The sequence below is a fragment of the Candidatus Nitronereus thalassa genome, assembly GCF_032191465.1.
In the GTDB taxonomy this organism is placed as follows: Bacteria; Nitrospirota; Nitrospiria; order Nitrospirales; family UBA8639; genus Nitronereus; species Nitronereus thalassa.
In genome coordinates this window covers 1,390,121-1,404,657 of the sequence record NZ_JAQOUE010000001.1, presented here as the reverse complement: position 1 = coordinate 1,404,657, position 14,537 = coordinate 1,390,121, and the positions used below count along the sequence as shown (strand labels likewise).

General features: G+C 50.7%; 5 protein-coding genes and 1 riboswitch. All 5 genes read right to left on the bottom strand.

Annotation, left to right across the window (positions count from 1 at the left end; translation table 11 throughout):
- Nucleotides 1–449: 449 nt before the first annotated feature.
- The 5 genes from PPG34_RS06350 to xrtA all read right to left on the bottom strand — a co-directional run bounded on the left by PPG34_RS06350 (nucleotide 450) and on the right by xrtA (nucleotide 14,250).
- Nucleotides 450–8,390, bottom strand: coding sequence for a fibronectin type III domain-containing protein (locus tag PPG34_RS06350; protein WP_313832313.1), 7,941 nt, complete (start codon nucleotides 8,388–8,390; stop codon nucleotides 450–452).
- Between the two features lie 62 nt (nucleotides 8,391–8,452).
- Nucleotides 8,453–8,534, bottom strand: a riboswitch (cyclic di-GMP riboswitch).
- 533 nt (nucleotides 8,535–9,067) lie between these two features.
- Entirely contained in the window at nucleotides 9,068–10,486 is a 1,419-nt protein-coding gene (prsR, locus tag PPG34_RS06345; RefSeq protein WP_313832312.1) for a PEP-CTERM-box response regulator transcription factor, read from the bottom strand.
- A gap of 36 nt (nucleotides 10,487–10,522) precedes the next feature.
- The gene (prsK, locus tag PPG34_RS06340; protein ID WP_313832311.1) at nucleotides 10,523–12,592 is read right to left on the bottom strand and encodes an XrtA/PEP-CTERM system histidine kinase PrsK; all 2,070 of its coding nucleotides are present in this window, start codon (nucleotides 12,590–12,592) and stop codon (nucleotides 10,523–10,525) included.
- Between the two features lie 10 nt (nucleotides 12,593–12,602).
- Entirely contained in the window at nucleotides 12,603–13,277 is a 675-nt protein-coding gene (locus PPG34_RS06335; RefSeq protein WP_313832309.1) for an exosortase C-terminal domain/associated protein EpsI, read from the bottom strand.
- Between the two features lie 82 nt (nucleotides 13,278–13,359).
- Nucleotides 13,360–14,250: an exosortase A gene (xrtA, locus tag PPG34_RS06330; protein ID WP_313832308.1), complete on the bottom strand. Its 891-nt coding sequence runs from the start codon at nucleotides 14,248–14,250 to the stop codon at nucleotides 13,360–13,362.
- Nucleotides 14,251–14,537: the final 287 nt, after the last annotated feature.

Below are 14,537 nucleotides of genomic sequence, written 5' to 3'. Positions count from 1 at the left end.
GATAAGGAGTAAGGTCAAGATGTGATGAGCTCATTAATTCTAGGAATTCATTTTGCAACAACTAACTCTCCTTGTATGCCGCTTTGGAATTCCAAACAGGGGTCTATTGCTAAATCCATAAGAGCTAGTCATTTATCGTTGAATCCAACTTCGTTGGGTGGTGGTCATTCTATTCCAATTTCTATCCTGCGCTCAGGGAGGCACCAGCTATCAGTGTGCTGAAAATGTCCCGTCAAAATGGTTTGCCATAAACTTGGTCGGTTGTGTCGCCAATGAAGAATATATGATCTGAAATTGAAGGCGCTGGATTGCTACAACAATCCAGCGCTTTCAAAACAGCAACTACGAAGCTAGCCATGTGGCCCAGATCCTCTTACCCAAATACTCCCATTCATATACTGACTTGGTATGTCGAGAAAAAGGGCTGGAGATTAGCCTCTTCTCCCAATTTAATTGATTATGACCTTTACAGCTTCTGCAGCCGCTGGTCCGGCATTCCCAGCAGTATCCACAGCTCGCACGGTAAAGTAATAAGTTCCTGCTGCTAATCCCGTAATTGTATAACTTGGGGTATTGGGCGTAGTTGTAAGGCCGACATTAATGGATTGATCATAGACCTGAGAAACCGTACCGTAATACACCATATAAAGCATCAAGTCATTTTCAGTGTTTTTCTGCCAAGATAATGTGGCGGTTCCTCCATTACCGGTCGAACCCTGGTTGGGGGTGGTCACCGAGCTAGGAGATGACAAGGCGGCAATATTTCCCGCAGCATCCAGGGCTTGAACTGAATAGTCATAAGTCGTCGAGGGGTTTAACCCCGAATCGACATAGTTTAATGCCGGTGTGGTAGAGAGTAATATTCCATTGCGATAGATGTTATACCCTGCGACACCGACATTATCAGTGGCGGCGGCCCAGGAGAGGGTGGCTTGGGTGGCGGAATTGGCCACCAGCGAGCTAATCGAGGTGACACTCGGCGGCGTGGTGTCTTGCACCTGGGCCGCGTCCGGTTTTACGGCGACGGTGTACATGGTGAATTCCCCTGGACCGATTCTATTGCCGCCTAACGTGACGGTGCCAGCGGGGAAGGTGCGCCTATAGATGTGCAATGTCGTGTACGGCAACTGTAAAGATTGTCCGGTCTCTGTGTAGGTGTTCAGCCAGGCAGGTTTGGTGGTCATTCGGTCGTCGTGAGCGACGTAGACGGTGACGGGTTGATTGACATCAAAGCTTAGGAAGGTGTCCGTGGTTGAACCATTATCATCATTGGCGGTTTGGATATAGGTGGCACCCGTGAGGACAGAGGGAATCACGTCGAACGTATACCAACGATCGATGTAGACAATTTGGTTGTTGGCGATTGGCGCCTGGCCAATAAGATAGGATTTTCCGCTTTGTGCCTGGAGATTGGTGATGGCCAAAGGACCGGGGTTTGTGGAATTTCCTCCGTTATCAATGGTGATTATCACAGGAGACGAGGTAGTGGAATTGCCGGCGGCATCACGGACGATGGCTGTGAGGGTGTGGGGGCCGGCCGAGGTGGCCGAAGTATCCCACGCGGCACTATAGGTATTGGTTGTATCTTCATTCCCGAGGTTCTGGCCATCTAGTTGGAATTGGACGCCGAGGACGCTAATGTTGTCTGAGGCGGTGGCAGATACCGTGACAATTCCCGAAACTATTTCTCCTGCCCCTGGTGAGGTAATTGCCACCTGCGGGTAGGTAGAATCCTGCGGTGCGAGAGTAGTCCCAGAAACCGGGCTAGAGGGAGAAGATTCTTCGCCTCCGGCGCTGAGGGCTGTCACTGTATAGTTATAGAGGGTCGAGGGTGACAAGTATGAATCTTGGTAACTCCACGAGGTGGTGCTTCCCACCGGTATACCATCGCGATATAGAGTAAAGGTCACGGCTGCGGCTGCTTGAGAATTTTGAGCAAGATGATATTGTTCAGTTCCGATGTCGATGAACCAGTTGGCTTGAGCATCGGTGATATTTCCCTGCAACATACCTTCTTGGGTAGGTTGAGGACTGCGAGCAAGAATAGGAAGGTTGGTTAAATTGGAAATCAGGGACACGGTCGTTGGCTCAAAACGATATTCAATAGACCAACTCACGGAATGAGAAAGAGCCGGACTATAATAAACTGTGTTATGTCGAACTTGAGAATTTAGGGCGTAATTATTCTCAATGGCGGCATCCGCAGGTTCATTCAGGGCTAGTATCACGTTATTTTCCACAAGCCCATTTTGGTGATCGTAGATGACACCGGCCCCACCACGGGATAGGTAATTGGGAGCACTTAATCCCAAAGCAATGCCCCTCCAACTATCGACAATTAAATTTCTCCGAATGATAGTATCTATAGAGTTCTTCCATACGAGGATTGCTGGGCCGGCTGGGCCGGCTTCACTTCGAATTCGACGAAATTCATTGTCTCGAACTACCCATCCTTTTCCTGCGAGTAAATCGACTCCGTTCGTGTAACTGGGAGGGGATATGCTTGTCCCTTTGGAGAAGGTCGAATACTCGATCAATGAACAGGCCACAAGACCGTTGTCTGCAAACTTTCCGTTAGTGCCATCACCCGCACTTATTTTTACAAACTGTTGGCCGGCATCCAGCATATGAACATTGTAAATCTTAGTTCCCGTGATTCCCAATTCTCCCTGAACTTGAATATTGTGGTTGGTGGGTTGATCCAATGTTACATCCGCAATGGTAATGTCATCCACCTTAACTGTAATGTTGTTGTATCCCCCACTAATTTTCACCCCTTCACGATTTCCTGAAGCGCTTCGTATGGTCAAGCCGGGTGTATTGATTGATAGGGATTGATTTGACTGTAGAGCATATACTCCATCGGCAAGTAGAATCGTAGATCCAGGTTGGGCTGATGAGACTTTCGAGAGAAGGTCACTGACATCACCGCTGGCAATGGATAAAATAGGTTGACTTGTGTTCGGTGGGTCTAGAGTCGGGCAATAGGCTTGCGATCCAAGGTTAACCGAACCTTCAACCCCCGCTAAAACCTCATTTATAGCTGGCGTCCAGGTAATAGTCATCTGTGAATCAGAATTCGGTTGGACTGCTTGAATAATAGGGGCTCCTGGCGGTTCTGAAGGTGAATCTGGGTGTGTTGTGACCGAAAGGCTTGGACTTTTAGCCGAAACATTATTCTGCGCATCCTGCGCACTGACCGTATAGGCATAGGTGGAGGCCGGAGCTAAGTTGCTATCGACATAGGACAAATTTGACGTGGTGGTGATCGGATTGTTGTCGCGATACAGCGTATACCCGGTGACGCCGACGTTATCCGTGGCGGCCGCCCAGGAGAGGGTGGCTTGGTTGGCAGAGTTGGCTACGGCGGAAGTAATTGACGGCACACTGGGCGGCGTGGTGTCTTGGACCTGTGCCGTTTCGGGTTTCACGGCGACGGTGTACATGGTGAATTCCCCTGGACCGATTCTATTGCCGCCTAACGTGACGGTGCCAGCGGGGAAGGTGCGCCTATAGATGTGCAATGTCGTGTACGGCAACTGTAAAGATTGTCCGGTCTCTGTGTAGGTGTTCAGCCAGGCAGGTTTGGTGGTCATTCGGTCGTCGTGAGCGACGTAGACGGTGACGGGTTGATTGACATCAAAGCTTAGGAAGGTGTCCGTGGTTGAACCATTATCATCATTGGCGGTTTGGATATAGGTGGCACCCGTGAGGACAGAGGGAATCACGTCGAACGTATACCAACGATCGATGTAGACAATTTGGTTGTTGGCGATTGGCGCCTGGCCAATAAGATAGGATTTTCCGCTTTGTGCCTGGAGATTGGTGATGGCCAAAGGACCGGGGTTTGTGGAATTTCCTCCGTTATCAATGGTGATTATCACAGGAGACGAGGTAGTGGAATTGCCGGCGGCATCACGGACGATGGCTGTGAGGGTGTGGGGGCCGGCCGAGGTGGCCGAAGTATCCCACGCGGCACTATAGGTATTGGTTGTATCTTCATTCCCGAGGTTCTGGCCATCTAGTTGGAACTGGACGCCGAGGACGCCAACATTATCGGAGGCCGTGGCCGTCACCGTCACCGTGCCTTGCACGGTGGCCCCTGAAGTTGGGGCGGTGATGCTGACCGTCGGTGGGGTGGTATCGGGCAGTGCGGGTGTTGTGACGGAGGCCGCCGCCGACGAGGCAGAGGTATTCTCCTCAGCATCATGAGCCACCACGGTATAGGCATAGGTGGTCGAGGGAGAAAGTTGCGCATCCACGTAGGACAAGTTCGCCGTGGTGGTGATGGGATTATTGTTGCGATAGAGGGTATAGCCGGTGACCCCCACGTTATCGGTAGCTGGAGCCCACGTGAGGGTGGCTTGCGTGGCGGAGTCCGCTACCGCAGACGTAATCGATGTCACACTCGGCGGCGTGGTATCCGCGGGAGTTCCCCCAGAGCTGAGCACTTCCAGGGTTGCGGCCGTATAGATATATGGTCTTGTCTGCCCAGAGGGGATGTTGAAACTTTCCCAATCAATCGCTGAGCTCTGGTCCGCACCCTGAATGACCCATGCGGAGGTGTTCGTGCCTGTGGTGTAAATGGTGTAATAGGCTGTAGGCTGTCCCGCTGGTGCCCAGAAGGTGAGAAACACATCCTGGCCCGCGACCAAATCAAAGGCAATAGGATCGCTGGTGACGGTCTGGCCGGCGGGGACCGTGACGCCGGAGTTCCATGACCCACCAAAGGTCACCTGCCGGGAACTCGTATCCACTCCATTGAGGGTATTGCCATCTCGTTGTACGAGCGAAACGCGTTGAAGTGTATAACTGCCGGAGGAGCGTCCTTGAAGGGTAAGCTGGATCGTGGAGCCCGAGCGGGTGATGGAGTCGCCATCGAGCAAGATGCGGAAGGTACGATTATCCCAGCCCGAGTTTATCCACGCGCCCCCCGGATTTTGATCAGGGGCTTTCCACGCGACGACCGGTGAGCTATCACCAGCACTGGTGGTAGTTACTGCCATGGGAGCAGACGCGCCTGACGAATTGTTTGCCGCGTCATGAGCCATCACGAAGTAGTCATAGGTGGTGTCGGGGGAGAGCGTGGTATCGACAAACGTCAGGTTCGACGTGGTAGTGATCGGATTATTGTCGCGATAGAGGGTATAGCCCGTGACCCCGACATTATCAGTAGCGGCCGCCCAGGTCAGCGTGGCTTGCGTGGAAGAATTCGCTACCGCCGATTGCAGGACCGGGGTGCTTGGGGGCGTGGTGTCGGCAGGAGCCGCAGTAGTTACAGAGGCTGCAGTCGAGGGAGCGGAATCGTTGTTTTCAGCATCGTGAGCCACCACGGTATAGGCATAGGTGGTCGAAGGTGAAAGCTGAGAATCCACGTAGGATAAGTTCGCCGTGGTGGTGACCGGGTTGTTGTCGCGATAGAGGGTATAGCCAGTGACGCCGACGTTATCCGTGGCCGCCGACCACGTAAGTGTGGCTTGCGTTGAGGAGTTAGCCACCGCTGATTGCATGATCGGAGTGCTCGGTGGGGTGGTATCGGGCAGTGCGGGTGTTGTGACGGAGGCCGCCGCCGACGAGGCAGAGGTATTCTCCTCAGCATCATGAGCCACCACGGTATAGGCATAGGTGGTCGAGGGAGAAAGTTGCGCATCCACGTAGGACAAGTTCGCCGTGGTGGTGATGGGATTATTGTTGCGATAGAGGGTATAGCCGGTGACCCCCACGTTATCGGTAGCTGGAGCCCACGTGAGGGTGGCTTGCGTGGCGGAGTCCGCTACCGCAGACGTAATCGATGTCACACTCGGCGGCGTGGTATCCGCGGGAGTTCCCCCAGAGCTGAGCACTTCCAGGGTTGCGGCCGTATAGATATATGGTCTTGTCTGCCCAGAGGGGATGTTGAAACTTTCCCAATCAATCGCTGAGCTCTGGTCCGCACCCTGAATGACCCATGCGGAGGTGTTCGTGCCTGTGGTGTAAATGGTGTAATAGGCTGTAGGCTGTCCCGCTGGTGCCCAGAAGGTGAGAAACACATCCTGGCCCGCGACCAAATCAAAGGCAATAGGATCGCTGGTGACGGTCTGGCCGGCGGGGACCGTGACGCCGGAGTTCCATGACCCACCAAAGGTCACCTGCCGGGAACTCGTATCCACTCCATTGAGGGTATTGCCATCTCGTTGTACGAGCGAAACGCGTTGAAGTGTATAACTGCCGGAGGAGCGTCCTTGAAGGGTAAGCTGGATCGTGGAGCCCGAGCGGGTGATGGAGTCGCCATCGAGCAAGATGCGGAAGGTACGATTATCCCAGCCCGAGTTTATCCACGCGCCCCCCGGATTTTGATCAGGGGCTTTCCACGCGACGACCGGTGAGCTATCACCAGCACTGGTGGTAGTTACTGCCATGGGAGCAGACGCGCCTGACGAATTGTTTGCCGCGTCATGAGCCATCACGAAGTAGTCATAGGTGGTGTCGGGGGAGAGCGTGGTATCGACAAACGTCAGGTTCGACGTGGTAGTGATCGGATTATTGTCGCGATAGAGGGTATAGCCCGTGACCCCGACATTATCAGTAGCGGCCGCCCAGGTCAGCGTGGCTTGCGTGGAAGAATTCGCTACCGCCGATTGCAGGACCGGGGTGCTTGGGGGCGTGGTGTCGGCAGGAGCCGCAGTAGTTACAGAGGCTGCAGTCGAGGGAGCGGAATCGTTGTTTTCAGCATCGTGAGCCACCACGGTATAGGCATAGGTGGTCGAAGGTGAAAGCTGAGAATCCACGTAGGATAAGTTCGCCGTGGTGGTGACCGGGTTGTTGTCGCGATAGAGGGTATAGCCAGTGACGCCGACGTTATCCGTGGCCGCCGACCACGTAAGTGTGGCTTGCGTTGAGGAGTTAGCCACCGCTGATTGCATGATCGGAGTGCTCGGTGGGGTGGTATCGGGCAGTGCGGGTGTTGTGACGGAGGCCGCCGCCGACGAGGCAGAGGTATTCTCCTCAGCATCATGAGCCACCACGGTATAGGCATAGGTGGTCGAGGGAGAAAGTTGCGCATCCACGTAGGACAAGTTCGCCGTGGTGGTGATGGGATTATTGTTGCGATAGAGGGTATAGCCGGTGACCCCCACGTTATCGGTAGCTGGAGCCCACGTGAGGGTGGCTTGCGTGGCGGAGTCCGCTACCGCAGACGTAATCGATGTCACACTCGGCGGCGTGGTATCCGCGGGAGTTCCCCCAGAGCTGAGCACTTCCAGGGTTGCGGCCGTATAGATATATGGTCTTGTCTGCCCAGAGGGGATGTTGAAACTTTCCCAATCAATCGCTGAGCTCTGGTCCGCACCCTGAATGACCCATGCGGAGGTGTTCGTGCCTGTGGTGTAAATGGTGTAATAGGCTGTAGGCTGTCCCGCTGGTGCCCAGAAGGTGAGAAACACATCCTGGCCCGCGACCAAATCAAAGGCAATAGGATCGCTGGTGACGGTCTGGCCGGCGGGGACCGTGACGCCGGAGTTCCATGACCCACCAAAGGTCACCTGCCGGGAACTCGTATCCACTCCATTGAGGGTATTGCCATCTCGTTGTACGAGCGAAACGCGTTGAAGTGTATAACTGCCGGAGGAGCGTCCTTGAAGGGTAAGCTGGATCGTGGAGCCCGAGCGGGTGATGGAGTCGCCATCGAGCAAGATGCGGAAGGTACGATTATCCCAGCCCGAGTTTATCCACGCGCCCCCCGGATTTTGATCAGGGGCTTTCCACGCGACGACCGGTGAGCTATCACCAGCACTGGTGGTAGTTACTGCCATGGGAGCAGACGCGCCTGACGAATTGTTTGCCGCGTCATGAGCCATCACGAAGTAGTCATAGGTGGTGTCGGGGGAGAGCGTGGTATCGACAAACGTCAGGTTCGACGTGGTAGTGATCGGATTATTGTCGCGATAGAGGGTATAGCCCGTGACCCCGACATTATCAGTAGCGGCCGCCCAGGTCAGCGTGGCTTGCGTGGAAGAATTCGCTACCGCCGATTGCAGGACCGGGGTGCTTGGGGGCGTGGTGTCGGCAATGCTACCGGGTACGACGGTACTAATTTCATCACTGGGTGGACTCTGAAGTCCAGCTTGATCAATAGCCGTTAGGGCGAAAAAGTATTCTTGTCCAGTTTGAAGTCTGGTTACAGTGGTAGAATTTTGCGGGTGCGTTATGGAGATGGGAGAGCCTGGGGCATTATAATTTCCCGACTGAGTTCCAAAGTAGAGGTTGTAGGAAAAAATATCCGACTCACCATTTAAATTCCATGTGAGGCTAACTTCTCCATCATTCGCACCAAAAACTTGGAAGGGGAATAGGGTGAGAAGAGTAAAAATGATAAAGGCGTAAAACGTACAAACGACGCTCCGGTGCGACATGGGACTCCTCCTTATAAGTCGGATGGCCCCATCCTCTCGGAGAGCGTATGCTCTTCCCTTCCTTCGGTAACCCGGCTATCAGTGTTTATTCACTGACCCGTGGCTTTGCGTCCCCATTTCACAATGGGTTTGCCGTTATCGAGAAGGGGCCGAAAAACTATGTGTTTCAACAATCGTTCATAGGCATGAATAGGTTTATTGTCTCTCGATTAAATCATTCTAACTGTTGCTCCATCCTTTATCGGAGGGAAAGGTAAAGACTTTAATGAAAGAACTTGTAGGTTGTTTAAGCACTATTTTTTTAGGCTGTTTCTTTTGTGCCAAGTTCAAGGAAAATGAAGAAGGAATTTCGCTAATAAATCAATAGATTTGGTCAGCTGAAGAAATTGTTAGAAATTCTGGAAGAGGGAAAGAAGGAGAATGAGTTTTGATGATAACAAAAGGCCGATAGTGACAAAACCGATGGATTGTTAGTGAGGCATTGTTGTTTTTTCTAATATTTCAAATCCACTTATTGTTTATAACAAGGTACCCTCAACTAGTATCTAATAATAACTGGGATGAACGAAAAATTAGGATTTACGAATGATCGTCCCGTTTCGTAATCTCATTCTTTTCGAATAAGTGCAGATTACTATTTGTTGCCTTTCCTTTTTGGCCGTAGAGTGTGAATTGAACTATCGAAGTGAATATCGAGTAATTAATTCATGTAGTGTTGGCCGACTGACACCAAGCTCAGAAGCCGCACGTGTGATATTGCCACCGGTTTTCTCCAGGGTGCGTTGAATGAGTTCACGTTCAACCGCTTCTCGAGCATTTTTGAGGGTATACCCTGAATATCCAACCGTTGGTGAATCCAACTGAACGTCTTCAGGAGTAATCCGGTTCCCATCGGCCATGGCTACGGCCCGTTTAATGCGATTTTCCAATTCTCGGACATTTCCGGGCCAGTGATATCGTTCGATACTGATCTTGGCTTCCTTGGTAAACCCTGCAAATTTTTTCCCTGCGCCATCGGCAATGCGTTGGAGAAATCGTTCCGCGAGTAGGATAATATCCCCCCCTCGATCTTTTAAGGGAGGGATCGGAATCGTTACGGTATTCAACCGATAGTAAAGGTCTTCGCGAAATTGCCCTTGAGCCATGGCTTTTTCGAGGTCAATATTGGTGGCTGCGACAATTCTTGAATCGATTTCGATAGATTCCCGACCTCCCACTCGCTCGATGCATCGTTCTTGTAGCACCCGGAGGAGTTTTACTTGCAAGGCTGTTGGCAGTTCCCCAATTTCGTCTAAAAACAATGTGCCTTTGTCTGCGGATTCGATGCGGCCTTTGCGGCGGGCATGGGCACCGGTAAAGGCGCCTTTTTCGTGACCGAATAATTCGCTTTCCAGCAAATTCTCTGGGATGGCGCCGCAGTTGATCGCGATGAACGGACCCCTGGCGCGGTCACTCTGATGATGGAGCGCCCGGGCAATGAGTTCCTTCCCGGTGCCGCTTTCTCCGATCACAAGTACCGAAATGTCGGATTTGGCAACTCGTCTGACGACTTCGAATACTTTTTGCATCGGTGTGCTGGTGCCGATAATGGCTTCAAAATCAGTTTGATCTTCTTGTTTCCTTAAAGAGCGGTTTTCTCGTTCAAGACGAAGAATGTAGTCGGCTCGTTGGAGGACGACTTTGAGCACCTCCAGATCTACTGGTTTTTCCAAAAAATCGTAGGCCCCAAGTTCAATGGCTTTAAGCGCATGTCGTCGATCGGTGTTGCCAGTGGCCATGATAATTTTTAAATCACGGTTGACTGACAACATATCTTCGAGGGCAGCTAAGCCTTCAATTGCGTCGTTGGCATGTGGCGGCAACCCCAGATCTAAAATAGCAAAATGGACCGGCTCGTTTTGCACGATCTCCACCGCGGAGGCCCTATCAACTGCTTCTCGGAGTTCGTAGTTGGAGCTAAGGGCCCATTTCATTTGTTGTCGAAGGTCTTCGTCATCCTCGATAAGCAGGAGTGTGGGATGAGGCCTCTTTTTCTTGGAAGATTCTAATTCCTGTTCTTCCACTTCAGTCTTCGTCTTGGTCGCTGATGGTTTCATAGTATCTCTCCTTCGTCCGTGATAGGGATAGTGCGCTCATGCTGCTGGCAAGACGATATGGACGTGCGTTCCCTGTCCTTCTTGACTCTCAATTCGTATGGAGCCCTTTGATTGTTCGACAATGGATTTACATTGATACAACCCAATTCCGAATCCATCCTTCTTGGTTGTTTTGAATGGCTGGAAGAGGGTTCGTAATTGCGATTCGGGAATCCCTGGTCCGGAGTCGGCAATGGTAATGGCAACGGCTCCAGGCTTAGGTACAGTCGATACCCTAACTTTTCCAGCTTCTCCTGCGGATTGTTTCGCATTCATCATGAGATTCATAAATAATTGTTTGAATTGGTCAGGCACGATAGAAACCGGTGGTAAAGTTGGTGTCATGGATAATGCGGGTTCTTCCATGCTGGAAGACAATGAACGAATGGCTTCAAGAATAATGTCATTGATGTTGACGGTATGAAAGGATTCGGCCTGCTCAACAGTGACGGATTTTGATTGGACGGATAGTTTATTGATGAGGCCGGTAAGTTTTGTCACCGTATTCGTGACGGTGCGCATAGCCGATTCTTGAAAGGCAGGATCGTTGCCATGTGTCTTGGCGTTTTGGGCTACCATGGAGAGCCCAGCAATCAGAGTTTTTAAGTCGTGAAGGTAAAAGGCGGAAAAACGGCTTACAGCTTCCCATTTCGCGGTGGCTGTTCGCTCTTCGGAAAGTCGCGCTTGCGTTAATTGCACGGAGACGTAATGAGTGATAGATGTCATTAAGTCAAAATCGTCTTGGCGATAGTGACGGTCGCCAAATTGGCGGCTGAGGGTAATGAAGCCGTGTAGCGTCTCTGAGGAACGTAAAGGAATACATAGGTGTGCGTCGGTCGATTGCAAAAAGGATTTCCATTCCGGAGAATGTGCTATCTCAAGACGAGAGAGATCGATAATTTCTTCCTGGGACTGAATCAGTTGGTGCATCTGGTGATGGATCGGTAATGGCGGCGGCGGCGGCTCGATGTTCGCAGATCGAACCTGATGAAACCGTCCATCCGCTTCATAAAGCAACCAAGTTGTGACGTGTTGGGCCCCAAATGTTCGAATTAGCAGATCCAGGCAAATATCTAAAATGCTGTCGACCGAATCACATGCTCGGAATGATTCCGTGACCTCGATCCATTTAAGGCGATAATCATATTTTGAGCCTAGAAAATGTCTGGCGAGGAGAAGTCGAAGTTCTGCTTTGACTTGGCGCGATGAGAGCACCACGATGAGAGCGATACAGGCGGTAAAAACCACCAATACTCCAACCGATTCCGCCATGGCCCAATTCGATCGTCTAATCAGTTCTCCGAGTCCTCCTACGATAATGAAATATCCCCCCACAATGAGGAGGGTCATTGAGGTGTATAAGGCCTGTGGAGATATGGAGACGGCATGACTCATATCGTGAAAATGCCATCGACCCAGACCAAAGCCAATTAGAATAAGAGAGAAAAAGGTAATAAGGCCATCTGCAAAAACAAATCCCTGGTTCTCCTGGAGAAAAAGGTCCCATTGGCTTGATTGAATGATGGCAAATCCTGCCAAACTTCCTAAACCTATAATCACGAATTTGATTTGATAGCGAAGGGGGTCGCGTGAGGCTCGAAGGACTTGTTCCAATTGGGCTAATCCCACCACCAATGCGACTAAAAAATACAAGCTAATGACCTTGCCCTGTATAGAGTGAAGTTCGAAAGGTCCAATGGAAGAAAGGAAGGCTGGCGCAATGAGGAGCCCTGTACATAGTATTCCCAAGAGGCAGAGGGCCCGAAACCTCCAAGTGGTTTCGGAGATGTTTTCTGCGTAATGTTCACTAATAAACGATGCGCCGACTTTATAGAGTGCGATGGGAAACACAATTTCTCCTGCCATAACCAATTGTTGCCATAGGATTCGTCCCTCGCCGTTTAGAAGACCTAAAGCGGTGTTAGCTTGAATCCACCCCGTAGTCGCAATGACTGCTACTAAAGCCTGTTCCACGGGCCCCCGTGACCGTTTGAGAAGGATGCCCCCTATAAGAAACAAGCAAGCGAGAGAACTGAGAAATAGTGGGACGAGCCAGATAAGGTCCATGACTGAGACCTCACGTCATGGAGGAAGAAGGCATATAAGATAACAGAGATGGCCACATATCATTGAGAAAGGTCGTCCCCAGTTTGAATGCCTCTTTCGTGGTGCCGGAGACCGGGACAATGATTCTGACCAATGAACCATCCGTGCGATTTTGGGTCATGGAATCCCAAATCATATAGGCTTTTGCCCAGTATTCGCTGGCGATAACTCGCCCGCGATCATGGTACCAGTATAGGACCAGTTGTTTGTCAACACCCTTTTGAATTAGGACTTCGTTGATAAGTATTGATTGTCCGCTATTGCCAATAGGAACCCAAGTCATTTTCGTTTCCGCAAAACTCCAGCCGGCGCCCGGTAAGCAGTTTTTCGGAGAATGATAGGTGGCGCCTGTGCGTTGGCTCTCGTAGTAACCGATGTAAAGTGAAACTGGGACCGGAGCGATATCAGTCGAGTCCAAGGATGGTTTGGGGGTATAAATTCTCATCAAATATTCGCTCACCTTCAGGATATCCAGAATCTCTTGATCAAGTGGGAGTTCTTTCCCTTCCCAACGATCAGCAAGGATCATGGGAAATTCGGAAAATGATTTCTTGGTCAGTGGGGTCTCACCTCGGGAAAGCGATTGGATGAGACCAATAGTTCCGACCAATATTAAGGAGGCTACGACGAATGGCCAGGGTTTCATAATTACTCCGTTTGAAAAAGCATGTGGTTCTTATTTTCTCAGTGTCCTTCGGCCAGACCACTTTCTTCTATGGAATTGTTGGTTAGACCGACATTGTCGACTGTCTTCGTGAGTGTTTGCCGATTTTCCCAATGAGCGTACCGCATGCCAACAATAGAATGAAGGCCACCACAAACACGATCCAGCCTTCAAACGTATGATAAAACCCTTCAGCAGCTTCCGTTCCCCAATAATTGGCTAAAATCCCTGTTCCCGTGACACGAAACGCATTGGCTAAAATTGCGATCGGGATTGACAGCAAGACCAGCGTCCAACGTTTCCACATTTGTCGTTGTGAAAAATAGGCATACACCGTTCCCAATGCGAGTAAGGCAACCAAAGATCGAAGACCACTGCAGGCCTCGGCGACTTCTAGAGTCGACCCAGCTAAAGAAATGAGGTTGCCTTCCCGGAGAACCGGAATTCCCAGGTTAAACAAGCAAAAAGATGCTGTTTGAGCGGCAAAAATTTGCAGGGGGAAAGCAATAGTATTCACGACAATGGCAGGAAGCGGAATCATAAATAGGAGAAACACCAGGGGAAGGCTTAGGGTCAGGAGTATACGTTTTCCGAATATCAGTAGGACCAGCCCTGAAATAACCACAATGAAGGAGACTCGCTGGGCAAATAATTCTGCCCCAACAGATCCAATCACTAACATGGCGACTCCCAATATCAGGACGGGAATTCCTAGCAGATGAGGCTGATGTGGAAGTTTTTGCAGTTGTCCCCATCGTTCATAAACAAAATATACGGACATAAATGGAACAATAAACCCATGTGAATAGTTAGGGTCATGGTCCCAGTCGTACCATAAGCCAACAAAGATCTCATAATATAAAGCGGTGACCAAACCGAGGAGAATTGTGGAAAGGACCGTTCCTAATAATATCCCTAATTTCCCGCCTTTTTGGTGATGAATTCCTACGTTCATATGTTTTGACAGCCTTTGTGGGGTAAAAAATTCTTTAGGGGCAAGGGCCCAATGGCAGTGCGTCTTATTCGGAATATTTCTACTTTATAGGGAATTAGTCGGATGGGGTGACGAAATTCTTTACAGTATCAAACGGCCATTGCGGAAGAGGGGTAAGGATTTTTTTTAATTTTAGAGATTTATCTTTTTTTGGTCTTGTTCGTAAAGTGTGAACTTGGTTCTCAGAGGTTAATGACGAAGCTGAGTTGTGGGAGACCCAACAGAAGCCCAGAAAGGGAGTGGTGAGA

Coding starts and splice junctions, on each gene's coding strand:
- prsK (WP_313832311.1), bottom strand. CDS start 12,592: ATGGACCTTATCTGGCTCGTCCCACTATTTCTCAGTTCTCTCGCTTGC.
- PPG34_RS06350 (WP_313832313.1), bottom strand. CDS start 8,390: ATGTCGCACCGGAGCGTCGTTTGTACGTTTTACGCCTTTATCATTTTT.
- PPG34_RS06335 (WP_313832309.1), bottom strand. CDS start 13,277: ATGAAACCCTGGCCATTCGTCGTAGCCTCCTTAATATTGGTCGGAACT.
- xrtA (WP_313832308.1), bottom strand. CDS start 14,250: ATGAACGTAGGAATTCATCACCAAAAAGGCGGGAAATTAGGGATATTA.
- prsR (WP_313832312.1), bottom strand. CDS start 10,486: ATGAAACCATCAGCGACCAAGACGAAGACTGAAGTGGAAGAACAGGAA.